At 46.8% G+C, this 23,651-nt stretch carries 22 protein-coding genes; all 22 read right to left on the bottom strand.

Going from position 1 to position 23,651, the window contains the following annotated elements:
* Positions 1-20 precede the first annotated feature (20 nt).
* On the bottom strand, positions 21-491 hold the full coding sequence (gene rimP, locus BUC05_RS04745; protein ID WP_011247075.1) for a ribosome maturation factor RimP: 471 nt from the start codon (positions 489-491) through the stop codon (positions 21-23).
* Between the two features lie 202 nt (positions 492-693).
* Positions 694-4,986, bottom strand: a complete 4,293-nt coding sequence (locus tag BUC05_RS04750; protein ID WP_073304197.1) for a PolC-type DNA polymerase III — start codon at positions 4,984-4,986, stop codon at positions 694-696.
* 59 nt (positions 4,987-5,045) lie between these two features.
* Entirely contained in the window at positions 5,046-6,746 is a 1,701-nt protein-coding gene (locus BUC05_RS04755; RefSeq protein WP_011247077.1) for a proline--tRNA ligase, read from the bottom strand.
* Between the two features lie 34 nt (positions 6,747-6,780).
* A complete protein-coding gene (gene rseP, locus BUC05_RS04760) occupies positions 6,781-8,037 on the bottom strand; it encodes an RIP metalloprotease RseP (RefSeq protein ID WP_011247078.1) in 1,257 nt (418 codons plus the stop codon).
* Positions 8,038-8,060: 23 nt separating this feature from the next.
* Positions 8,061-9,200 carry a 1-deoxy-D-xylulose-5-phosphate reductoisomerase gene (gene dxr / locus BUC05_RS04765; RefSeq protein WP_073304199.1) on the bottom strand — a complete coding sequence of 380 codons (1,140 nt, stop codon included), beginning with the start codon at positions 9,198-9,200 and terminating at the stop codon, positions 8,061-8,063.
* A 67-nt stretch (positions 9,201-9,267) separates the two neighbouring features.
* Positions 9,268-10,065 carry a phosphatidate cytidylyltransferase gene (locus BUC05_RS04770; RefSeq protein WP_011247080.1) on the bottom strand — a complete coding sequence of 266 codons (798 nt, stop codon included), beginning with the start codon at positions 10,063-10,065 and terminating at the stop codon, positions 9,268-9,270.
* A 15-nt stretch (positions 10,066-10,080) separates the two neighbouring features.
* Positions 10,081-10,854 carry an undecaprenyl pyrophosphate synthase gene (locus tag BUC05_RS04775; protein ID WP_011247081.1) on the bottom strand — a complete coding sequence of 258 codons (774 nt, stop codon included), beginning with the start codon at positions 10,852-10,854 and terminating at the stop codon, positions 10,081-10,083.
* 116 nt (positions 10,855-10,970) lie between these two features.
* Entirely contained in the window at positions 10,971-11,528 is a 558-nt protein-coding gene (gene frr / locus BUC05_RS04780; protein ID WP_073304201.1) for a ribosome recycling factor, read from the bottom strand.
* A gap of 3 nt (positions 11,529-11,531) precedes the next feature.
* A complete protein-coding gene (gene pyrH, locus BUC05_RS04785) occupies positions 11,532-12,248 on the bottom strand; it encodes a UMP kinase (RefSeq protein ID WP_035201439.1) in 717 nt (238 codons plus the stop codon).
* A 92-nt stretch (positions 12,249-12,340) separates the two neighbouring features.
* On the bottom strand, positions 12,341-13,225 hold the full coding sequence (gene tsf, locus BUC05_RS04790) for a translation elongation factor Ts (RefSeq protein WP_011247084.1): 885 nt from the start codon (positions 13,223-13,225) through the stop codon (positions 12,341-12,343).
* Positions 13,226-13,323: 98 nt separating this feature from the next.
* Positions 13,324-14,052, bottom strand: coding sequence for a 30S ribosomal protein S2 (gene rpsB, locus BUC05_RS04795; protein WP_011247085.1), 729 nt, complete (start codon positions 14,050-14,052; stop codon positions 13,324-13,326).
* Positions 14,053-14,175: 123 nt separating this feature from the next.
* On the bottom strand, positions 14,176-15,099 hold the full coding sequence (locus tag BUC05_RS04800) for a hypothetical protein (protein ID WP_035201441.1): 924 nt from the start codon (positions 15,097-15,099) through the stop codon (positions 14,176-14,178).
* A 13-nt stretch (positions 15,100-15,112) separates the two neighbouring features.
* A complete protein-coding gene (locus BUC05_RS04805) occupies positions 15,113-15,877 on the bottom strand; it encodes a FliA/WhiG family RNA polymerase sigma factor (protein ID WP_011247087.1) in 765 nt (254 codons plus the stop codon).
* A gap of 17 nt (positions 15,878-15,894) precedes the next feature.
* Positions 15,895-16,374: a chemotaxis protein CheD gene (locus tag BUC05_RS04810; RefSeq protein WP_035201443.1), complete on the bottom strand. Its 480-nt coding sequence runs from the start codon at positions 16,372-16,374 to the stop codon at positions 15,895-15,897.
* Positions 16,367-16,981: a chemotaxis protein CheC gene (locus BUC05_RS04815; RefSeq protein ID WP_011247089.1), complete on the bottom strand. Its 615-nt coding sequence runs from the start codon at positions 16,979-16,981 to the stop codon at positions 16,367-16,369. The genes BUC05_RS04810 and BUC05_RS04815 overlap by 8 nt, the downstream gene beginning before the upstream one ends.
* Entirely contained in the window at positions 16,974-17,903 is a 930-nt protein-coding gene (locus tag BUC05_RS04820) for a CheB methylesterase domain-containing protein (protein ID WP_011247090.1), read from the bottom strand. Before BUC05_RS04820 ends, BUC05_RS04815 begins: the two co-directional genes overlap by 8 nt.
* Entirely contained in the window at positions 17,897-18,472 is a 576-nt protein-coding gene (locus BUC05_RS04825; protein WP_035201446.1) for a hypothetical protein, read from the bottom strand. Before BUC05_RS04825 ends, BUC05_RS04820 begins: the two co-directional genes overlap by 7 nt.
* Entirely contained in the window at positions 18,472-19,449 is a 978-nt protein-coding gene (locus BUC05_RS04830; protein ID WP_011247092.1) for a flagellar biosynthesis protein FlhF, read from the bottom strand. Before BUC05_RS04830 ends, BUC05_RS04825 begins: the two co-directional genes overlap by 1 nt.
* Complete coding sequence (flhA, locus tag BUC05_RS04835) at positions 19,446-21,482, bottom strand: flagellar biosynthesis protein FlhA (RefSeq protein WP_011247093.1); 2,037 nt, start codon at positions 21,480-21,482, stop codon at positions 19,446-19,448. Before flhA ends, BUC05_RS04830 begins: the two co-directional genes overlap by 4 nt.
* Positions 21,483-21,505: 23 nt before the next feature.
* Positions 21,506-22,594 (bottom strand): flagellar biosynthesis protein FlhB, encoded by a 1,089-nt coding sequence (gene flhB / locus BUC05_RS04840; protein ID WP_035201448.1) that lies wholly within the window; start codon positions 22,592-22,594, stop codon positions 21,506-21,508.
* On the bottom strand, positions 22,591-23,373 hold the full coding sequence (fliR, locus tag BUC05_RS04845; protein WP_035201451.1) for a flagellar biosynthetic protein FliR: 783 nt from the start codon (positions 23,371-23,373) through the stop codon (positions 22,591-22,593). Before fliR ends, flhB begins: the two co-directional genes overlap by 4 nt.
* Positions 23,373-23,642 (bottom strand): flagellar biosynthesis protein FliQ, encoded by a 270-nt coding sequence (gene fliQ, locus BUC05_RS04850; RefSeq protein ID WP_011247096.1) that lies wholly within the window; start codon positions 23,640-23,642, stop codon positions 23,373-23,375. Before fliQ ends, fliR begins: the two co-directional genes overlap by 1 nt.
* Positions 23,643-23,651 lie beyond the last annotated feature (9 nt).

A 23,651-nucleotide genomic window follows, 5' to 3' on the forward strand; every position in this document is an offset into this window, starting at 1 on the left:
CTCCCTTATTTCGCTTGCAACTAGAGCAGGATCGACAGCCGCGCATTTGCCACTTTCGCGTATGGCACGGTGTAGGTCACTGTTCTTGTTTTGTTTTTTCCTTCAATAACAAGCGTGGCGTCTTCAAATGATACAAGGACGCCTTCAAACGCTTTTTGGCCGTCAATTGGTTCATACGTTGTCACGTACACGCCTTTGCCGACTGCTTTTTTTACATCCGCTTCTTTTTTTAGCGGCCGCTCTGCCCCAGGGGATGACACTTCTAGAAAATACGCCTCTTTAATCGGATCCACCTCATCCAAGACTTCGCTCAGCTTTTCACTCACAGCTTCGCAATCATCTAAGTTGACCCCTCTGTCTGCGTCAATAAACACACGCAAATACCAATTAGGCCCTTCTTTTTTATATTCTACTTCCACGAGTTCCAAATGAAGTTCGCGGACAATCGGCTCTGCGAGTTGTTCTACGGTACGAGAAACATTTTTACTCAATCGCCAATTCCTCCTTTACATCATTAAAAACGTATCCGCTTCTAGAACAGGCATACACAACAGGAGACGCTTTTAAACGCCGAACCCGCAATGCGAACAAAAAGAGTGGGTGCCCCCCACTCTTTTCTCCATCATCGTATGCTAACTATTACCATAAACGATTGTACCACATAAGCACTACGCTTGCAAGGCAAGCCCGTCTTTAAAACAACGATAGCTGGTTCGACTCAGGCAAGCCTTCTAAACAGCCATGTTCAGACAAATTCTCGACAACCGTTTTTGTCAATCTGGCCCGCTGCTGCAAGTCTTCCTTTGACAAAAAGTGGCCATTTTCCCGAGCCTTGACGATGTTTAGAGCCGCGTTTGTGCCGACGCCGTTTAGTGCGTTAAAAGGTGGCAACAGCTTATCGCCATCAACTATAAACTCTGTTGCTGATGATTTATATAAATCAACTTTATGAAAACCGAAGCCACGTTCGCACATTTCTAGTGAGAGCTCGAGCACCGTCAAAACAGCTTTCTCTTTCGGGGACGCGTCAAGCCCTTTCGCGTTGATTTCTTCCATTTTGGCACGAATCGAACTTGCGCCTTTGATCATAATGTCCAGTTCAAAGTCATCAGCACGAACAGTAAAATAGGTTGCATAATACAAAATCGGATGATGGACTTTAAAATAAGCTATCCGCACAGCCATCAACACATAGGCAGCCGCATGTGCTTTCGGGAACATATATTTGATCTTTGTGCATGAATCAATATACCAATCCGGCACATCATGCTTTTTCATTTCTTCGACCCATTCAGGCTGCAAGCCTTTGCCTTTTCGGACAAACTCCATAATCTTAAAAGCGAGTGACGATTCGAGCCCTTTGTAAATTAAGTAAACCATAATGTCATCACGGCAGCCAATGACATCTTTCAATTCGCACGTGCCATTGTAAATGAGTTCATTGGCATTGCCAAGCCAAACGTCAGTCCCGTGGGAGAGCCCGGAAATTTGCAACAGCTCAGAAAAGGTGCTTGGTTTCGTTTCCTCAAGCATTTGCCTAACAAAGCGGGTGCCAAACTCAGGAATGCCGAGCGTACCGGTTTTGCACAGTATTTGTTCTTCTGTCACACCGAGGACATCTGGTGAAGCAAAGATTTTCATCACGTCAGGGTCATCCGTCGGGATCGTTTTTGGATCGATTCCGCTTAAATCTTGAAGCATGCGAATCGCCGTCGGATCATCGTGTCCAAGAATATCGAGCTTAAGCAAATTATCATGAATCGAATGGAAGTCAAAATGCGTCGTTTTCCACTCTGCATTTTTGTCATCGGCCGGGTATTGGATCGGCGAAAAATCATGAATGTCCATATAGTCTGGAACAACGATGATTCCTCCTGGATGCTGGCCCGTTGTCCGTTTAACGCCTGTGCAGCCGGCGACAAGGCGGTCGATTTCTGCCCCACGCATGAGCAAATCATGGTCGCTTTGGTAGCCTTTTACATAGCCGTATGCTGTTTTATCCGCTACTGTGCCAATTGTCCCGGCACGGTACACGTAGTCTTCGCCAAACAATTCCTTTGTATAAGCGTGAGCACGAGGCTGGTATTCACCTGAAAAGTTCAAGTCGATATCAGGCACTTTGTCGCCTTTAAACCCAAGAAACGTTTCAAACGGGATATCCTGTCCATCTTTAATATACATACTGCCGCATTTTGGGCATTCAGCATCAGGCAAGTCATAGCCAGACGCAACAGAACCGTCATCAAAGAAATGGGAATGCTTGCATGACGGGCATACATAATGAGGCGGCAGCGGATTCACTTCGGTAATTTCCGTCATCGTTGCCACAAACGAAGAACCGACGGACCCCCGGGAGCCAACGAGATAGCCATCATCAAGCGATTTTTTAACTAGTTTATGGGAAATTAAATAAATAACAGCAAAACCATGGCCAATAATGCTTTTTAACTCTTTTTGCAAACGGGCTTCTACAATTTCCGGCAATGGATCGCCGTAAATCATCTTGGCCCGTTCATAGCTCATATTCCGGATTTCATCGTCAGCGCCCTCAATTTTAGGGGCATATAAGTCATCTGGAATCGGATGGACATCACCCACTTGTGCGGCAATGTCATTAGAAGCAGTGACAACCACTTTCTCTGCCTGTTCTGCCCCGAGAAAGGAAAATTCTTCAAGCATTTCCGTTGTTGTCCGGAAATGGACGTCCGGCAACTTCTGCTTATTAAGAGGATTGGCTCCCCCTTGGGAAGCAATTAAAATTTTGCGGTAAATCGCATCTTCCTCGTTTAAATAATGAACATTCCCTGTGGCCACAACCGGCAGCCCTAGCCGCTCGCCAAGAGCGACAATATTGCCGACAATTTCTTGCAATGCCGTTTTATCTTTTACGAGTTCCCGTTCAATCAAGTGTCCGTAATTGCCGAGTGGTTGAATTTCTAAAAAGTCGTAGAAACCAGCGATTTTCTCCACCTCATCGGCAGATTTTTGCATCATGCCTTCAAAGACTTCTCCTTTATCGCAAGCAGAACCGATTAGCAACCCTTCGCGATGTTTATTTAACTGGGAACGAGGGATCCGTGGCGTCCGGAAATAGTAATCAACATGGGACATGGACACGAGCTGGTATAAATTTTTCAACCCTGTTTGCGATGTGACAAGCAGCGTGCAGTGGAACGGCCGTTGACGGTGGAAATTCCCTTGCCCCATATGGTTATTTAATTCATCATGGTAAACAATTTCTTTCTCCGCCGCATCTTTGACCATTTTCCAAAGCAAATATGCTGTTGCCTGTGTATCATAAATCGCGCGGTGATGGCTGACGAGCTCAATGTCAAATTTCTTACATAACGTATTAAGACGGTGGTTTTTTAATTCTGGGTACAGAAAACGGCCAAGCTCCAACGTGTCAATGACTGGGTTTGTGACTTCCGAAAAGCCTAGTTTTTTATAACCGACATTCAAAAAGCCAATATCAAAGCTCGCATTATGGGCAACCAACGTGGCATCGCCGGCAAATTCACGAAATTGCTTCAGCACCTCAGCAGGTTCAGGAGCGCCTTGGACCATGTCATCGGTAATCCCTGTCAATTCGATGATCGTTGCGGACAGAGGCTCTTTTGGGTCTGCAAACGATTCATATGTATCGATGATTTCGCCGTTTTTGATTTTGACGGCAGCAAGCTCAATGATCGTATTGTAGACAGCCGACAGACCGGTCGTTTCCACGTCAAAGACGACATACTCTTCTTCGAGCAAGTGACGGTGGTCTGAGTTGTAAGCAATTGGTACGCCGTCATCAACGACATTTGCCTCCATGCCATAAATCACTTTAATGTCATGCTTTTTGGCAGCGCCATATGCTTCTGGAAACGCTTGGACAACGCCGTGATCTGTAATGGCAATCGCTGGATGGCCCCATTTTGCAGCCTGCTCGATATACCTGCCAACAGAAACGACGCCATCCATTTGGCTCATTGTCGAATGGGTATGAAGTTCAACTCGTTTTTGTTCAGCAGTATCTTCGCGGACAATTGGCGTTACTTGGTTAAAATCATTGGCAATCATAACGAGGTCGCGCACAAATGTATCGTTCTGGATGCCGCCTCGCACCTTTAACCACATGCCTTTTTTGACCGCTTGCATGACGGGCACATCTTCTTTATCCCGGGAAAACATTTTCACTAAAATCGAATCGGTGTAATCTGTCATTTTAAAGGTTAGCAATGTGCGCCCACTGCGGAGCTCGCGAATATCTGTTGCGAACACATAGCCTTGAATGGTAATGCGCCGTTCTTCATCGACAATCGCTTCCAGCGGCGTCGGCTCGTCTTTAATGGGATAACCCATAGACAAGTTCGCTTGCTTTACTTGCTTCGCCATTTCCTCTTCAACCCGTTGTTTTTCCAACATCGCTTCGACCACTTTTGACCGGTCTTCTTCAGCACGTTTGCGGACAAACTCATCATAGGCTTCCTGTGATTGTTGTACGGCGACTGCAAGGGGCAATACAGGTAAGCCAAACTGGCCGCATATGTCTTTAAACGGGTCGGCAAGCTTTCGCCTTATCGCTTCTGCTTCCGCTTCGTTTTGCGCTATTAAAGACAGCTTATTGTCATTGACTGTCGGGGCTTGCTTTTGCAACGTAGCAGCAAGAGGTGGAGAGACACGCGCCAACTCGTTGGCGATAAGAGGCCAATAGCTGCGCCATACTGTTTCATCCGTCTCGCTGTTGGCATATGCAAATGAGCAACGTGCATTGGCAATGTCCCGAAACGTCTGGGCAAGACGCCCTTTAAACAGTTCGCACCATTCGGCTGGCAGCAACCGTTCTAATCGAATGAAAAAATGCCAGATTTTCTGTTCTTTTGAGATTGCTAGTTTTTCAATATAGCCGTCTTGAAAATGAGGACGGCCGTCATCTGGAATTTGCAGCTGGTCAAGCAATAGTTGAAGGCGCTCTTTTCTCGTCTCTTTCGCTTGGCTCATTTGTTTCACTCCTTGCTAAAGCGTAAACAGGCTGACGACTAGCCAGCCTGCATTCCGCATTATTCACGTAAAAAATCGTTAAGCCAACGAACTAGCTCACTAGCTGTCAACTCAAGCTGTTCGCCCGTTTTGCGGACTTTCACTTCGATGATGCCTTCTCCGGCCCGTTTGCCAACGGCTACCCGTACTGGCAAGCCAATTAAGTCAGCGTCTTTAAATTTAACGCCTGCCCGTTCTGGTCGATCATCATACAATACGTCGATACCAGCTTGGCGAATGTCGCTGTATAGCTGTTCAGCAAGTGTTTTCTGGTCTTCATTTTTCACATTTAACGCTAATAAGTGGACGTCGAACGGCGCCACTGCCTTCGGCCAAACAATGCCAGCCTCGTCATGATGCTGTTCAATCACAGCGGCAAGCGTCCGCGATACGCCGATACCATAACAGCCCATTAGAAAAGGCTGTGCTTTTCCTTGGCCATCTAAATATTTCGCATCGAGGGATTCAGAGTAACGGGTACCGAGCTTAAAGATTTGCCCGATTTCAATTCCTTCAGCAAAGCGCAATGTCCCTTTGCCGTCTGGGGACGGATCGCCTTCGCGCACAGTGCGCAAATCTTTATAAGCGGTCACTTCATAATCGCGGCCTGGGCCGACATTTACATAGTGATAGCCTGTTTCATTGGCTCCGCACGCAATGCGCTCCATGCTGCGAATCCGATAGTCGGCATAAATCGGCACATCCTTTACGCCTACAGGACCAATCGATCCAGGAGTCGCGCCGAAAGCGGCAACGACTTCTTCTTCACTCGCCATGCGCAACGTTTTTGCGCCAAGTTCATGCAATGCTTTGACTTCATTAAGCTCATCGTTGCCACGCAAGATAAAAAGGGATAGCACGTCATCGACAACAACAACAAGCGCTTTAAAAATGTCATCGGCATCAAAACCTAGTGCTTCAGCGGCTTCGTCGACCGTTTTTGCTTCCGGCGTTGCTCTCTTTTCAAGCAAGCCATGTGCTTGTACACTTGGCGCCTCTGGCAGCGCCGCTTTTGCCATTTCCAAGTTCGCTGCGTAATCAGATCCATCGGAATAAACGACAGTATCTTCCCCTACGCTAGCAAGCGCCATAAATTCGTGCGTATCTTTGCCACCCATCGCCCCAGAATCAGCAATCACGGGCCGAAACTCGAGGCCAACTCGCGTAAAAATGCGGCTATAGGCGCCATGCATTTGCCAGTATGCCTCATCCAGGCTTTCTGGCGAGTCGTGGAACGAATAGGCATCTTTCATGATAAACTCGCGCCCACGGAGCAAACCGAAACGTGGCCGGCGCTCATCGCGAAACTTTGTCTGAACTTGGTAGACGCAAAGAGGCAGTTTTTTATAAGAAGCAATGCCATCTTTAATTAAAGAAGTGATGACTTCCTCATGTGTTGGGCCGAGGGCAAAATCGCGGTTATGGCGATCCTTTAAGCGCACTAACTCGTCACCCATCGCCTCCCAACGGCCAGAAGCTTGCCAAAGTTCAGCAGGGTGCAAACTCGGCAACGTCAATTCTTGGGCGCCAATGGCATCTAATTCTTCGCGGATGATCGCTTCAATTTTCGCGATTGTCCGCTTTGCTAGCGGCAAGTACGCATAAACGCCTGCGGCAATTTGCCGCATCATGCCTGCGCGCAGCATGAGCTGGTGGCTAATCGCCTCTGCGTCTGCAGGCACATCCCGCATTGTCGGGGCTAAGTAAGTAGATTGTCTCAAGTGACACACGTCCCTTTCTTATGCAATTGTCTCATTATGAAAACAGCTTACTTATATCGTTCCATGTCACTACAATCATCAACAACATCACGAGGGCGAAACCGATAAACTGAATCGCGCCTTCTTTTTCAGGCGAAACAGGCTTGCCGCGGATCCCCTCATACGCTAAAAACATGAGCCGTCCGCCGTCAAGGGCAGGAATTGGCATTAAGTTGATGACGCCTAAATTAATGCTTAACAGCGCAGCAAAGAATATAACAGTTTGGATACCCAAGGAAACGGCTTGGTCTGTAATATCATAAATGCCGACAGGACCTGAAATATAATCAAGGGAAAACTGACCGGTGAAAATTAAACCAAGCGTATCAAAAATAGATGTAGCCATGTTTATAAATTCATTTCCTGCATACTGTAAAGAACCAAGCAAGGAAAACTCCGGTACACCACTCACGCCTAAAAAGCCTTCGTACTCATCAGGCATCACTTCGACTTGGCTAAGAGTGGCATTTGTCTGCAGCGCTTCTCCATTGCGCTCATAATCAATGCTCACTTCTTCACCAGGATATTTTTTGACTTCTGTTGTCATTTCTTTCCAAGAGTCGACTTCTACACCATTGACCGCTGTAATAACGTCGCCGTCTTGGAGACCAGCTGCTTCTGCGGGAGAGTTCTCCCCATTTATAACAATTTCTGAACTAAGAGTCACGCCTTGGTACAAACTTAAGCCGAGTAAAATCACAAAGCCAAGTATGAAATTCATCAACGGCCCGGCAAAGATCGCCATCGCCCTTTTTGGCAGTGGTTTTGAGCCAAATTGGCGTTTCCATGGAGCGATAATTTGCGCCACTTCATCTTGAACGATGAACGCTTTTTCATCAATTGGATAACGAACAAGTTCGCCAGTGTCTTCGTCAATCGTTTCCACAAACAAGTCATGGACCAAATCAATCCGTTCCACTTGCACGACTTGTGCTTCTGGATGTTTTGACTTGTTGTTGACGATTAGTTCCTTAACGGTATCTTTCTCGTCAAGTACCAGTCCAATTTCATAGCCTGGCCGGATCGTTGGCTGCTCAGGCTCTTCGCCTGCCATGCGAACATAACCGCCAATCGGCAATAAACGAATGGTATAAATCGTGTCATTTCGCTCAAAGGCAAACAGTTTTGGCCCCATGCCAATGGCAAATTCATAGCAAAGAATCCCCGCTTTTTTGGCAAAGTAGAGATGGCCCCATTCGTGGACAAAGACAAGCACACTAAATATCGCAATAAAAGCAAGTAATGTATTCAAAAACGATACCGCCTCTCGGTTTGTTATGCTTGGAGCTGTTTGCGGATTGAAGCATCGACAGCTTGGATCTCTTCGAGCGATGGATGCGCAATCGGCGAATGGGCACTTAGTGCCTCTTCAATGATGCGCTCGATTTCCAAGAAAGTGATCTCGCCTTGCAAAAAGCGGCATACAGCTACTTCATTGGCTGCGTTAAGCACCGTTGTCATTGTGCCACCAGCGCGCCCTGCTTCGTAGGCGAGTTTCATGCACCGGAAACGCTCCATATCCATTTTTTCGAAGTGGAGTTTGCCAAGCTCCGCTAAATCTAAACGTTCATGTTTCGGGCGGGCAAAGCGCTCTGGATACGTTAAGGCATATTGGATTGGGACGCGCATGTCGGGAGTGCCTAGCTGGGCAATGACGCTGCGGTCTACATATTCAACCATGGAGTGGATGATGCTCTCTTTGTGGATCAACACATCGATTTGGTCATAATCCAAACCAAACAGCCATTTCGCCTCAATCACTTCCAAGCCTTTATTCATCATTGTAGCAGAATCGATCGTCACTTTCGCCCCCATGGACCAATTCGGGTGCGCCAATGCTTGTTCGACTGTCACGCCATCGAGCTCCGCCCGGCTCTTGTCGCGAAAACTGCCGCCAGAAGCAGTCAGAATCAAACGGTCGACCGCTTTCTTTGGTTCGCCATTCAGCGCTTGGAAAATCGCAGAATGCTCGCTGTCCACAGGAATGAGCGGCACATCGTTTTCCTTTGCCGCACTGACAACAAGGTGGCCCGCACTGACAAGTGTTTCTTTATTGGCAATGGCGACTGCTTTTTTCGCCTTGATCGCACTGAGCGTCGGCAACAGCCCGATCGAACCAGTAATGGCTGTCACGACGATGTCAGATTCGCTATAACGCGCCACTTCGTTTAAGCCTTCTTCTCCATATAAGAATTCAATAGAATCACCGAATTCCCCTGCTAGCGTTTGTGCGTCTTCTGGGCGTTGTACTGAGACGAGTTTTGGTTGGAACTCCTTTATTTGGTTGCGGCATAACTCTAAGTTTGTGCCGCACGCGAGCGCCGAAAGCGTAAATTGATCTGGATAATCACGGATCACGTCAAGTGTCTGTGTGCCGATCGACCCTGTCGATCCAAGCAAACTGATTTGTTTCACTATACTCGCCTCCCTTATGAAAAATTCATGTTTGCTAAACAGTTAGTTCGATAGCTCGTTTTTCGGCTTACAAAAGTTGAAGCAAATGGAGAATCGGCATAACATAAATCAAGCTGTCGAACCGGTCAAGGATGCCGCCATGCCCCGGCAGGACATTGCCTGAATCTTTTACAGCATAATGCCGTTTTAAGGCTGACTCAACAAGATCGCCCATTTGGCCAAACACGGCCGTAACAAGCATGATGCAAAGCGCAATTATGTATGAGCTAAAAAATGGATGGATCATATAAAAAATCGTGCCGACGACAACAGCAAGGACAATCCCACCGACCGAACCTTCAATCGTTTTATTTGGGCTAATATCTGGCCACAATTTGTTCTTGCCGATCGCTTTTCCGACAAAGTAAGCTCCTGAATCGGTTGTCCAAATCAATACAATGACAAATAGGACAAGCCATACGCCTACATCTGGAATCGCTCTCGTTAAAATTAAGTAATGGAAGCCAAAGCCAATATAGACGCTTGATACGATCACAAAACCAACTTCATCAAATGTAAATTTGTTTTTTGTCAATACTGTCAGCAATAATAAACCTAAGATTAAAAATAGGAACAGCTCTACTTTTGTCACATTGAGGGGAATGGCGCTATGAAAAAGCGTGTCAGGAATGAGCAACAACCACATTGAAACGAGGCCGACGATGCCACGCAAAGAAAGAGCGCTAATTTTTTTCATTCTTAATAGCTCAACCATAGCGATGGTGGCCATCAAGCTAACAAAAGTCGTAAACCACCAGCCGCCAAGTGCGATCATCGCCAAGATGACGGCGCCAATAAATAAGCCTGTAACTACTCGTGTCTTCACTTACACATCCCCTTCCTACACGCCGCCATAGCGCCGCCCCCTATTCTGATACGTTAAGACCGCTTTATAGAAGTGGTGCTCAGTAAAGTTTGGCCAATACACATCCATAAACAAAAATTCGCTGTATGCGATCTGCCATAACATAAAGTTGCTTAGCCGCAACTCCCCGCTCGTGCGAATAAGCAAGTCTGGATCACGCAAATGGTTGCTCATTAAGTGGGCGCTAATCGTTTCTTCTGTAATGTGCTCTGGCATCAACTCGCCTTGCTGTACCTTTTTGGCAATTTGTTGCATGGCACTCGTAAGTTCGAACCTGCTTCCATAGTTTAAAGCAAAATTTAAAATCAGTCCCGTATTATGCTTTGTCTTTTCAATTGCTTCATCCACTGCATGGAGTGTATACGAAGGCAAACCGTCCTTTGAACCCATTAAACGCACTTGCACATTTTCCTCTATTAGCGTCGGCAATTCGCTTTTCAAATAGCGTTCTGGCAATTTTAGCAGAAATTCGACCTCCGCTTTCGGGCGTTTCCAGTTTTCTGTTGAAAAAGCATAAAGCGTCAATATTTCAATATTGAGGGTATTGGCAGCACGAACAATCTTATTAACCGTCTTCATGCCTTCCCTATGCCCAGCAATACGCGGTAGCCCTTTCTCTTTGGCCCAACGGCCATTTCCATCCATAATAATGGCGACATGCCTCGGTATATTTTGCGGATCTATTGATGTAGGCTCCTCATCTTCTGTATCCGTAAAGGCTTGCCTCCATTTTGAAAATCTCTCAAGCATTTTACGCCCTCCATCTCGCTGGCGCTCTAGGCCAGCCTGCATCCAGCTGGAAAAGTGTAAAAAACCCCCTTGCTTAAGAGGGTCTCCTACTACTCTTCATCATACACATAAACGCGTTACACTTCCATGATTTCTTGTTCTTTCTGTTTTGCTTTTTCATCGATTTTTGCAACGTACGTGTCAGTCAGTTTTTGAATATCGTCAGTGGCGCTGCGAAGTTCATCCTCCGTCATTTCTCCATCTTTTTGTAGCTTTTTCAATTCATCATTGGCATCACGGCGAATGTTGCGGACAGCAACTTTTGATTCTTCAGCGGTTTTGCTAACCAATCGCACAAGGTCTTTCCGGCGTTCTTCCGTAAGTGGCGGAATCGCAATGCGAATGACTTGACCATCATTGGATGGCGTAAGGCCTAAATCCGATTTCAAAATGGCCTTCTCAATTGAAGCAACAGCCGTCTTGTCATACGGAGTAATAAGCAATAGCCGCGCTTCTGGCACTGTGACTGAAGCAAGCTGGTTGAGCGGCGTTTGCGCTCCATAATATTCTACCGTTACGCGGTCGAGCAAAGCTGGGTTAGCACGGCCTGCACGCAATTTCGCTAATTCACGTGACAGCACGTCAATGGCTTTGTCCATCCGTGTTTTTGCATCTGCCTTGATTTCCTTTGTCATTGGTTATTTCCCCCTTACAGTCGTTCCGATTTTTTCGCCTAACACGGCGCGTTTAATGTTTCCTTCTTCCATAATTGAGAATACGATAAGCGGAATGTCGTTGTCCATACATAAAGACGACGCCGTCGAATCCATGACTTGCAATCCGTCTTTAAGGACATCCATGTACGTAATCGTGTCAAATTTTTGCGCCTTGTCGTCCACGCGCGGATCTGCGTTGTAGACGCCATCGACGTTGTTTTTCGCCATTAAAATCACTTCTGCTTCAATTTCAGCTGCCCGTAGAGCGGCGGTAGTATCTGTTGAGAAATACGGGTTGCCTGTTCCTGCTGCGAAAATCACAACACGTTTTTTTTGTAAATGGCGAATCGCTTTGCGACGTATGTAAGGTTCTGCTACTTGCCGCATTTCAATCGACGTTTGCACACGTGATTCGACGCCAATTGCTTCGAGGCTGTCTTGCAAAGCAAGGGAATTCATAACTGTAGCAAGCATCCCCATATAGTCAGCTGTTGCCCGATCCATCCCTTGAGCGCTTCCAGCCATGCCGCGCCAAATATTGCCGGCACCAACGACGACGGCCACTTCAATGTTCAATTCAGTAATCTCTTTAATTTGCTTAGCAATCGATTGGATGACAGTTGGATCAATGCCATAGCCTTGTTCTCCTGCTAACGCTTCTCCGCTTAATTTTAAAACGACACGATTATACACGCTTATCTAACCTCCATTATCCATGACTTCCAAAAAACAGTCTTTGAAAAAAGGGACACAACTTCTCGCAGTGTCCCCTTCCCACGTTCTCTATCGATTTACTTTTTCACTTGCGACATAACTTCTTCCGCAAAGTTGTCTTCGCGTTTTTCAATGCCTTCGCCAACTTCATAGCGGACAAACGATTTAACAGAAGCTTGTTTGCTCTTCACATATTTGCCGACTTTTTGGTCGCCATCTTTAACAAACGGCTGGTCTAGCAAGCAAACTTGTTCAAAGAACTTGCTTAGGCGGCCTTCGACCATTTTTTCAACAATGTTTTCAGGCTTGCCTTCGTTAAGGGCTTGTTGCTTTAACACGTCCCGCTCACGGTCAACAACGTCTTTTGTCACTTCATCGCGTGAAACGTAAGTCGGGTTGATCGCTGCTACGTGCATAGCAATGTCTTTCGCCAACTCTTGGTCGGAAGAGCTGCCAATGACCGTTAGAACGCCAATGCGGCCACCCATATGAAGGTAAGAGCCAAACACGTCAGCGTCTTCTTTTTCCACAACCGTAAAGCGGCGCAATGAAAGCTTCTCGCCGATTTTAGCAATTGCCGTATTAATGTGATCTTGCACCGTTTCGCTTCCGCCTTTGAATGGTTGCGCAAGAGCTGCCTCTACGTCAGCAGGCTCTTCTGCCAAAATGTGCTCAGCCAATTCTGTTACAAGCGCTTGGAAATTCTCGTTTTTGGCAACGAAATCCGTTTCAGAGTTGACTTCAAGAATAACGGCTTTGTTTCCTTCTGTCACAACAGAAGCAAGGCCTTCCGCAGCAACACGGTCTGCTTTTTTCTCTGCTTTCGCAATGCCTTTTTCACGAAGATAATCAATTGCTTTTTCCATGTCTCCGTCTACTTCGACAAGCGCTTTTTTACAATCCATCATGCCTGCGCCAGTTTTTTCGCGCAGTTCTTTTACCATACTAGCTGTTACTGCCATTAAGTATTGCCTCCTTCAGTACGTGTTTTCACTTTTTCCACAAAAAAAGGGAAGTAAAGGGTTCATCTCCCTTTACCACCCTTTTTGGAGTCCGTCATTTACGCTGTTGTTGTTTCTTCTTCAACGTCGACTTCTTCTTCTGATTCACCAGCTGTCGCCTCAATCACAGCGTCAGCCATTTTTCCAGTTAGTAGTTTCACAGCGCGGATGGCATCATCGTTACCAGGGATAACGTAATCGATTTCGTCAGGATCACAGTTTGTATCGACAATCGCTACAATTGGAATGTTTAATTTATGCGCTTCGGCAATTGCAATCCGCTCTTTACGAGGATCGATAACAAACAGCGCATCCGGCACGCCGTTCATGTCTTTAATTCCGCCTAAGAATTTTTCTAGACGGTCCATTTCTTTTTTCAGCAAGATGACTTCTTTCTTTGGAAGCACATCAAAAGTGCCGTCTTCTTGCATTTTTTCAAGGTTTTTCAAGCGCGTAATCCGCTTTTGAATCGTCTCAAAGTTTGTAAGCGTTCCGCCAAGCCAGCGTTGGTTAATGTAGTACATGCCGCAGCGGATTGCTTCGTCGCGAACAGAATCTTGCGCTTGTTTTTTCGTGCCGACAAAAAGGATTTTCCCTCCGTCAGCCGCAAGATCGCGAACAAAGTTGTACGCTGTTTCGACTTTTTTGACCGTTTTTTGCAAGTCAATAATGTAAATTCCGTTTCTTTCTGTGAAGATGTAGCGATCCATTTTAGGGTTCCAGCGGCGTGTTTGATGGCCAAAGTGGACACCTGCTTCAAGCAATTGCTTCATGGAGATTACTGCCACATCGAACACCTCCTTAGGTTGGTTTTAGTTTCCTCCGCACTCTTCATTTTTTGACGACACTCAGCGCATTGCCTGAGCACCTTCGCCAAAATCCAAGGCGTGTGTATTTAACACCGTCAATTACTATACCATATTGTCCGGTTCCCTGCAACTGGATACATGCGGATTTTCATCATTTTTTTCATGGAAGCGAAGCAGCAAGCTCACTTCCGTTACACCGATCCCCAAGTCACGGGCAATTTCTTCCACAGCCAGCCCTTGCTTCTTTAGCGAAAATACTTGGCTGTACGTAGCTGAATGGGCAAATTCCTCTTTATCTTCAACGGACTTCAGCCCGCTGTCTTGGCCGTTGCCGTATTTATTGTCGTTATGATCGTTGTGCTTGCTGTATTTGTCGTTTTCTTCCTTACCGTGGTCAACGATACTACGATTAGCGGGGGTATCATCGCTGTGACGTTGATTGTAATCCGCTTGATTTTCGAGGTGCGCCCGTTGATCGTCTTGCGCCTGATCAGCGTATTTATTCCGTCGGCCACTATCCCCTTGATTGACAAGTCTCGCGTATTGACCGCTTTGGCCTTGACGAACAAGGTTCTCCTGTTTATCGGCTTTAGCCTGATCAGCAAGCTTCACATCTGGATCATGCTTGCCTCGGCTCGCCTGTTCTTCATCGTTATCGTCTTTGCCTTGATTCACAAGTTTCCCATCTTTGACTTGACTGGTCCGTTCTCGATATTTAACGTCCTTGTCTAGATTAACAGACTTAACACCTGGGCCGCCTTTCGCTTGATTAGTGAATGTTGGCTGTTCCCTGTCTTTCGCTTGATAGGTGTCAACGTCTTGTTCGTAGCTGCTGTCGGCTAACACTGCAAGTAGCTGGTCGTTGCTTTCTTTTACTTCAGCTAAAAATTGTTCAAGCGCTTCTTCTAGTTCGCTTTTATCTACATGCCCCTCTTGAAGCGCTTTTACTTTGCTTTCAAGGGCAACCTGTTTCATAAACAAATAGCCGCACAGTAACAAAAGGGCAAATACTAAGATTTCCGTCAATTGCTCTCCCCCTTTAACGGACAAATTCTTTCTTTTGCAAGCCTTTCCGCAGTTTGGCAATTGCCCGGGCATGGATTTGCGAGATGCGTGAAGTCGACAAATTTAAAATGCGCCCGATTTCCGTCAATGACAACTCTTCGTAATAGCTAAGTTGGATGACAAGCTGTTCATTGCGTCCTAGCTCTTTTATCATCTCTGCTAATTCTTTCCGTGTATCTTCTTCGACTAATTTATCATCAGGCATAATCGCTTGTTCATCTTCAAATTGGTAAGCAACAGCGCTAGGGTCCAAGTGGTCGTTCATATGCATGACGTCGTCCAAGGAAAGCGTATGGCTGGCAAATTGTTCCCGTTTTAATGCTTCGATCTCTTTTTCTGGCAAACCCATTGCAGCGGCAACTTCGCCAGGAAGAACAGACCGACCTTTCTCCTGTTCTAGTTGTTCCGTGATTTGTTCCAACTTTTTTACTTTATCACGGATTGTCCGTGGCAGGCGGTCTTCTTTGCGGAGCCCGTCGATAATCGCTCCCCGGATTCGAAACGATGCATATGTATCAAATTTTAGCGCTCGCTTGGAATCAAACTTGGCAATTGCATCTAGCAGGCCGCTTAACGCGTGGCTTTTCAGTTCATCTTTTGAAATCGATGACGGCAAGCCATTCGAAATCCGTTGCACGTGGTAAGCAACTAGCGGCATATAGTGTTCGATCAACGCTTCAGCAGCTACTTCTGAATGTTCGTCATCCCATTGTTTCCATAACTCTGCAGCATTTGCCATAAAGCCGCACTCCCCTTTCAAAGTATCATTTGCCCGTGATGGACCGTACGGACGGCCAATTCGCCTGTTTTGACGTCGTATTGAATCGTCCGTCCCTTCGTTCCACCTATGTCTTCTGCAACAAGTGTGATGCCTAAGCGCGCGAGTGTCTCTCTTGCAGCCGCCGCGTTGCGCTCGCCGATTTGCATAAATTCACGCTTCACTGCGTGCTTAAACATTTGTGCCCCTCCTGCCATTTTTGCGCAAAGTTTCCTAGCGCCTTGCTTTTTTAACTCCGCCTGCAAGGAGGCGATGGCCGTATCCGCATAACGCCATGGATTCGCCCCTTTTCGCGCCTTCGTCGAATCAGGGAGCATCACATGGACCATGCCAGCAATGACTCGCTCCTGATCATACAGGACAATGCCGATACAAGAGCCTAGTCCGCACGTCCGTAAGACACCCTCGCCTTTGACAATTTTCCACTCTCCGATTGAGATGGTTTCGCCCTTAGTCATGGCAGCTAGCCTCCAACGCCTGCGTTAAGGTGACACTCGCGTTTTTATCGGGTATGAATAGCAATAAACCATCAAGGGGCTGCGTCGAATGCGGAAGGCAAATGTCCGTTTCCATCACAATACATTCTTCGTCATCGATTAAATGTAGCGCTCCTTCTGCGAGAACAGCGCTTGCTAAGTCAATGGAAAGCTCTGTCACAAGCGGGTAGCATTTTAAGTCTGTCAGTTTTGATAAAGCAGTCAAGTAAGCGCCGATCAACAGGTTGCCTACTTCTTGAAAGGCTGACTGGGCGAGCTCGCTTTCCGCAAATACATGTGGCTTTAGCTTGAGCTTCTCTTCAAGCAAATAAGCGGAAAAAGCAGCTGCTGCTTTTGTGGTCGCCATAAAGAACATTCCGCCGCTAAGCTCGCCGCCAAGGGGGGCATAGACAGCAGCAATTTCTTCACCCTCCGCAAAACGGAAGCGGGGCAGTTCAGCCATGCATAGGTAGCGTGCAGCTGGAACGTCCATGACGACATTGGCACCAAGTAGGCTGGACAGAGCTGTCGCCGCGTAGCCAGTGCCGATATTGGCCACTTCCTTCATTCCGTCTAATCGATTACGCATAAAATCCCCCTTCCCGTTTATCTTTTTTAGCTAAGTATCGCCCAATCTCATCCTTGTCCATGACAGTGTCGACTTGATTGCTCGCAATCGCAGCCTTAGGCATTCCAAAAATCGCCGCCGATTTTTCCGATTCAGCTAAGATTTCACAACCGCCGCTTTGCTTAACCATTTCCAATACTTTCGAACCATCATTTCCCATGCCCGTTAACACAACAAGCGTTTTCGTCGTACACGCAATGGTAGACTGGAAAAGCAGCGACACACTAGGATGGTACAAATCATGTTTGCCAGCAGGTGAAATGTGGGCGTACAGGCGAGCGCCACGTTTATTTAGTTCCAACTGGGCGCCTCCTGGGGCAATATAAGCAGTACCTGCAAGTAGCGCTTCCCCATGTGATGCTTCTTTGACGTGAATCCGACATAAGCGGTCAAGCCGAGCGGCCAGCGATTTCGTAAAACCTGCTGGCATATGCTGGGCAATGACGATTGGAGCTGAAAAGTCAGAGGGCAGCTTTGTCAGCACATGGGTGAGAGCAAGAGGGCCGCCTGATGATGCACCAATGGCAACTACTTCCCCTAACGGCTGCAATGGAGCTTCGTCCCGTTTGCCACATGGCAACAGTTTGGCGGCAAGGTCTTTAGTTAGCGCTTTGGCATTTGCTGTTTGCCAGAAGACGGTTCGTTCGCTGTCAACCACTTGCTGATGCCGTTCTAGTACAAACACTGTATGGCGAGGCACCCCGGCGACGTCCATATGCTCCCATTCCTCACAAGGCGCATATAAAAATGCATCAACCGTCACAATCGCCTCTTCCCAGTTTGAAAAAGCAGCATTTGCCTCAATTCCCTCTACTTGACGTAGCGCCGTTTGTAGAAATTGCTGCTTAAACAAAGAAGGGCTCACAATCGCTACGGTCACCATTGCAACAAAAATTCCTTTACGAGCACGCTTACACTCTCGTAAATGCTATCAACGTACGCTTCGCGAGACCCGTTTTCAATAACACCGAGGATTGTTGTCCGCTTTTCTAAAAATGTCGTAATCGTATGCGCCATATTGTAAGCAGCCCGCTTCGCTTTCTCTGAATCTCCTTGTGACAATCCAAGGAGCAAAACAGAACGAGGCATTTCTTGTTTCACAAACTGATAGTTGGCAAGAAGCGCCTCTTTATCGGCCACTGTAAACAACAACAAAGGAACATCTTGGCGCAATTGTTTTTTCTCCCCCGCTGTCCGGATGTAAAACAGCACTTGAACATTGGCAGCAGACAGCGTTTTACTCGATTCTCGAGTAAATAGATGGTCTTGTTTCTGGGCTGAAAACAGTTGTTTTGCGGCGTCGGTTGCGATAATAGCCGCTTGGAACCCGTAGCGATCGAGCGCTTGACAAACTTCTTCTATCATCATTGTTTCTTGCGCGTTTGAAAGCTGGATTTCAAATGCTTTTGTTTTCCTGCTTGCAAGCATACGCAAGCCTTCTGCTTGATCCATCAGACACCCCCGGTAAGCCACTTCAGCAATTGTTCTTTATCAGGCCAGCAAATGTCTTCTGGCACATTTTGTCCAGTCGTCACACAAGCAACTGGAATCGCCTCGCTGTACAAAAGCTCACAAAGTGTTCCAAGTGAAGCTGTTTCATCCAACTTCGTTAAGATCAGGCCATTGACAAGCTCTTTTGGAAAACGGCTAAGCATATGCCGGGCATCTTCTGCTTTAGCAGCCAAACTAAGGGCAACCACTAAGTCGCATGACGCGCTCTGCCGTATATACTCAACGAGCTCAACAGGCATTTGCTCATGCAAATAATTGCGCCCAGCTGTGTCAACTAAGACAAGATCAGCCGTTTGACGGCCGCACAAATCAATGAGTTCTGATTCATTGTATGCTGTATAAATAGGGCAATCGAGAATATGAGCATATGTTTTTAACTGTTCGACTGCGGCAATCCGATACGTATCAAACGTGATAAAAGAAACCGTTTTGTTTTCCTCAAACATGGCTTTTGCAGCAAGCTTAGCGATTGTTGTTGTTTTTCCTACCCCAGTTGGCCCAGCGACAATGAGTGTTTGTTGCCGTTTTTGCACGAATGGTTGCAGCTGCAAACTGGCGCGAAACGTATGCATAAGCAACTCTTCTTTCGTCCGGGCGTTGCCTTGCTTGTCTGCCATTTGCGCTGTCAACTGCAAATTTTTAAGAACACGGTTTGACACGCCCAGCTGTTGCAAATGGCGGTTTGCTTCTTTTAAAAGCGGTGATTGCTTATCATCACCGTCGCGGCTAACACTGTTACGATGACTCGGTCCATCAATGCCAGCGGTCACTTGAACTTGCTTTTTGCCAAAAAAACCAAATAGGCCTCCTGTCACCACTTCTTTTACATGCAATATGACAGCATCCTTGCCCAACTGCTTGCGGATGTCTTTTGCCGCATCTTCTAGCGTCGGGGCTACAAATCGTTTTACGTTCATTCGGCATTAACCACTCCTACGCTTTGGACTTCGACATCCGGTTCCAATTCGTTATAAGACACGACGGGAACATAGGGCAAATGGCGCTCGATTAATTGGCGCATATGCATCCGTACAGCTGGCGAACATAAAATCACAGCCTGCCTGCCAAGTTCAGCCACTTTTTGTACTTCCTTGGCCGTGTTTTGTAAAATGGCTTGTGAATCAGCAGGCGCGAGTGCCAAAAAGCTGCCATTCTCATTTTGGCCAATAGCATCGGCAATTTTCTTTTCAACAGCAGCGGCTAACGTGATGACGAATAATTCGTTTCCGCCGTTTGTCAATTGTGTTGTAATTTGCCGTGATAAAGCTTGGCGCACATACTCCGTGACGACATTCATGTCTTTTGTAAGCGGGCCATAATCAGCGAGCGCTTCAAAAATAACAGGCAAATTCCGAATCGATAATTGTTCGCGCAACAAATTGCGGAGCACTTTTTGAATATCGCCCGTTGTGAGCGGGTTCGGCGTTACTTCTTCGACCAGCGTCGGATAGGATTCTTTCAGATGGTCGATAAGCTGCTTCGTTTCTTCGCGCCCAAGCAGCTCATAGGCATGTGCTTTTAACACTTCCGTTAAATGTGTCGAAATGACTGTTGGCGGATCGACGACTGTATAACCGGCCATTTCAGCGCGGTCGCGCATGTCTTCGTCTACCCATAAAGCAGGCAGCCCAAATGCAGGTTCAATCGTCTCAATGCCGACAATCGAGTCATCTTGTTCCCCTGTGCTCATAGCCATGTAATGGTCGAGCAGCACTTCCCCTTTTGCAACTACAGCGCCTTTAACTTTGATCGTATAACTGTTTGGCTCAAGAGAAATGTTATCGCGGATCCGTATAACCGGGATGACAGAACCAAGTTCAAGGGCCATTTGCTTGCGAATCATCACAACGCGATCGAGCAAGTCTCCCCCTTGATTGGCATCTGCTAACGGAATCAAGCCGTAGCCAAACTCAAATTCAATTGGGTCCATTTGCAAAAGTTGGACGACGCTTTCAGGGCCAGACGGCTCTTCAGGTGGTGCTTCTTCTAAAAGGGCTTCTTCGAAATTCGCTTTTGCCAAACTTGCTTTTGACAGTCGGTAGCCTGCAAAAGCGAGCAACCCTGCGATCGAAAACGTGACAACTTTCGTAATCGGCGTTGCTAAACCAAGCAGTAAAATAGTGGCCGCTGTTACATAAAGAAGCTTCGGGTAAGCGAGAATTTGCCTCGACAAATCGGTGCTTAAGTTTCCTTCTGAAGCGGCTTTTGTAACAATGACGCCTGTCGCTGTAGAAATAAGCAATGCCGGTATTTGCGTAACCAAGCCGTCCCCGACAGTTAGAAGCGTGTATGTACTGGCCGCCGTGTTCATGTCCATGCCCATTTGCATCATGCCGATCATGAGGCCGCCGAGCATATTAATGATGACAATAATGATGCTAGCAATAGCATCGCCTTTTACAAACTTGCTGGCACCGTCCATCGAACCATAAAAGTCAGCCTCGTGCTCAATTTTTTCCCGGCGTTGTTTCGCCTCACGGTCAGAAATGAGCCCAGCATTCAAATCCGCATCAATGCTCATTTGTTTTCCTGGCATGGCATCAAGCGTAAAGCGGGCACCGACTTCCGAAACACGCTCTGCCCCTTTTGTAATGACAATAAACTGGATAACGATGAGGATTAAAAAGACGATAAACCCAACTACAGCATTGCCGCCAATGACAAAACTCCCAAACGTATCAATCACATTCCCTGCTTCCGCATTGCCGAGAATCGAACGTGTCGTCGACACGCTTAATCCTAAGCGAAACAGTGTAACGAGCAACAGCATCGTTGGAAAAATTGAAAAGTCAAGGGCATCTTTTGTGCTGATGGCTACTAGCAAAATGAGTAATGACAGTGAAATATTGAATATAATTAAGACATCGAGCAAAAAAGGCGGAAGTGGGATAATCAGCATGACAATGATTAAAATCACGCCTGCTAAAACCGTTAAATCCCTCGCTTTCATCGCATCTCCCTCCTTTTTCATGTTTAATGTTTGTTTTTCTTTAACCTGTACACGTAGGCAAGTACTTCGGCAACAGCTTGGAACATGTCTTCGTGGATTGGCTGCATCAGTTCAACAGACGCATACATCGCCCTTGCTAACGCAACGTTTTCAACAAGTGGAACATCGTGTTTTTTAGCGACCGTTTTAATCCGTTCAGCCATATAATCAACGCCTTTAGCAACAACAATTGGCGCATCTGCTTGTTCTTGGTCGTAGCGAAGCGCTACCGCGTAATGGGTCGGGTTCGTAATGACAACATCGGCTTTTGGCACTTCTTGCATGATCCTGTTCATCGACATTTCCAATTGCCGTTGTTTCCGGCGCGCCCTAATTTTCGGGTCACCTTCCATCGTTTTATGTTCATCCCGAATATCTTTTTTTGACATGCGGATTTGCTTTTCATGGTCATAGCGCTGGTAAAGGTAATCTGGGATAGCGAGGACCATTAACAATACCGCCGCAAACAGTCCCATTGTCACTGTTAAATGGCCAATCGAAGCAGCGCCGACCTCAACACTTTTTTGTGATAAAAGCAAGACATCGCCTATATTTGCATAAATCACAAAGGCCACGGCTGCGCCAATAAAGACAATCTTTAACATCGATTTGCCAAGTTCGACGAGTGCCCTTGTCGAAAATATTCGCTTCGCCCCTTTAATCGGATCTAATTTTTCCAGCTTCAGTTTCATTGGCTCGGGCGTAAATAAAGAACCGACTTGCACGAAGCTAGCAAATGCGCCAGCAAGAACGGTCAGCGCCATAATCGGCAAAGCAGCCATTCCCATCTCAATTGTCAATTCGTTAAACAACGCCGCAATATTTTCAGCTGTCAGCGGTAATGATAGAAAGCGCTGAAACACATCAGCCATCATTTCCTTCAAAGCAGCAAACAGCCTTGGCCCAGCAAAGAGGGAAAGAAGCAAAAAGGCGGCAAATAGCATAAAAGCGGTATTGACGTCCTGACTCTTTGGCACTTGCCCTTTTTTACGGGTATCCTGCCTTTTCTTAGGCGTCGCTTTTTCTGTCTTCTCCTCTGCAAACCATTGCAGATCCATAGGTAGCCTTGTCATTGCGGACCACCACCTAGCCCTTCTAGCAGACGCCTCATCGCAAGCAATAATTCTTCAAATAAAACGTTCACGCTCATAAAAAAGACGCCGATATAGATAGCAAACACGATAAAACCTGCCAACATCTTAATCGGAATCCCGACGACAAACACATTCATTTGCGGAACGGTTCTTGAGATAATGCCTAAGGCCACATCCACTAAAAAGAGCGCACCAGCTACAGGCATAGCCATCGACACCGCCATCGCAAACAGCATCACCATCACTTGCGTCACATGCTCCATGACATGCCCGCTGCCAAACGGAAGTACCAGTTGGTCAAGAGGGACAAACTGATAACTGTAAATGACGCCATCAAGAAGCAAATGGTGTCCGTCTATAATTAGCAAATATAACATCGCGAAAAGGTATAAATAACTTCCTGTCAACGGGCTTTGCGCCCCAGTTTGCGGGTCAACGACATTGGCAAGCATAAACCCTAAATGAAAATCAATCACACCGCCCGCAACTTGCACAGCATAGAGGATCATCGAAGCGATCAGTCCAGCAGCAATGCCAATCGCGAATTCCTTTAAGGCAAGTAGCAAAAATGGCAAATCTAGCGCTAACTCAGGCACGTCAAGAGACACTGCGAGAGTAGCGGCCAAAAACGCCGATAGTCCGAGCTTGAGCGGAGCAGGCACCGTTCTGTGGTTGAACAGCGGCAGCACGACGAAAAAAGAGCTGACGCGAATAAATATAAGTAAAAAAGCCGGATAAAGCGTTAGCCATTCATCCATCAGCCAATAAACCTATACAAATTGTTGTAAATGCTGTACGCCATCTCAGTCAGTTGCGACAACATCCATGGGCCAAAGAAAACGAGCGCAAGCAGCACGCCAGCAATTTTAGGGATAAATGCTAATGTTTGCTCCTGGATTTGCGTCGTCGCTTGGAAAATACTCACAATCAAACCGAGCGCCAACGCTACAACCAAAAGCGGACCAGCAACGATCAGTACGGTCCATACACCGCTTTGGGCTAAGTGTGTAACCATTTCTAAACTCATAGCGGCTCA

The sequence above is a fragment of the Shouchella rhizosphaerae genome (genome assembly GCF_900142675.1).
In the GTDB taxonomy this organism is placed as follows: Bacteria; Bacillota; Bacilli; order Bacillales; family Bacillaceae_D; genus Shouchella; species Shouchella rhizosphaerae.

Bases quoted from the DNA above. Each gene is read 5' to 3' on its own strand.
- BUC05_RS04750 (WP_073304197.1), bottom strand. From the start codon at position 4,986: ATGAGCCAAGCGAAAGAGACGAGAAAAGAGCGCCTTCAACTATTGCTT.
- BUC05_RS04775 (WP_011247081.1), bottom strand. From the start codon at position 10,854: ATGCTTGAGAGATTTTCAAAATGGAGGCAAGCCTTTACGGATACAGAA.
- frr (WP_073304201.1), bottom strand. From the start codon at position 11,528: ATGACAAAGGAAATCAAGGCAGATGCAAAAACACGGATGGACAAAGCC.
- tsf (WP_011247084.1), bottom strand. From the start codon at position 13,225: ATGGCAGTAACAGCTAGTATGGTAAAAGAACTGCGCGAAAAAACTGGC.
- BUC05_RS04805 (WP_011247087.1), bottom strand. From the start codon at position 15,877: ATGGCAAATGCTGCAGAGTTATGGAAACAATGGGATGACGAACATTCA.
- BUC05_RS04810 (WP_035201443.1), bottom strand. From the start codon at position 16,374: ATGACTAAGGGCGAAACCATCTCAATCGGAGAGTGGAAAATTGTCAAA.
- BUC05_RS04815 (WP_011247089.1), bottom strand. From the start codon at position 16,981: ATGCGTAATCGATTAGACGGAATGAAGGAAGTGGCCAATATCGGCACT.
- BUC05_RS04820 (WP_011247090.1), bottom strand. From the start codon at position 17,903: ATGGTGACCGTAGCGATTGTGAGCCCTTCTTTGTTTAAGCAGCAATTT.
- BUC05_RS04825 (WP_035201446.1), bottom strand. From the start codon at position 18,472: ATGGATCAAGCAGAAGGCTTGCGTATGCTTGCAAGCAGGAAAACAAAA.
- BUC05_RS04830 (WP_011247092.1), bottom strand. From the start codon at position 19,449: ATGAACGTAAAACGATTTGTAGCCCCGACGCTAGAAGATGCGGCAAAA.
- flhA (WP_011247093.1), bottom strand. From the start codon at position 21,482: ATGAAAGCGAGGGATTTAACGGTTTTAGCAGGCGTGATTTTAATCATT.
- flhB (WP_035201448.1), bottom strand. From the start codon at position 22,594: ATGACAAGGCTACCTATGGATCTGCAATGGTTTGCAGAGGAGAAGACA.
- fliR (WP_035201451.1), bottom strand. From the start codon at position 23,373: ATGGATGAATGGCTAACGCTTTATCCGGCTTTTTTACTTATATTTATT.
- fliQ (WP_011247096.1), bottom strand. From the start codon at position 23,642: ATGAGTTTAGAAATGGTTACACACTTAGCCCAAAGCGGTGTATGGACC.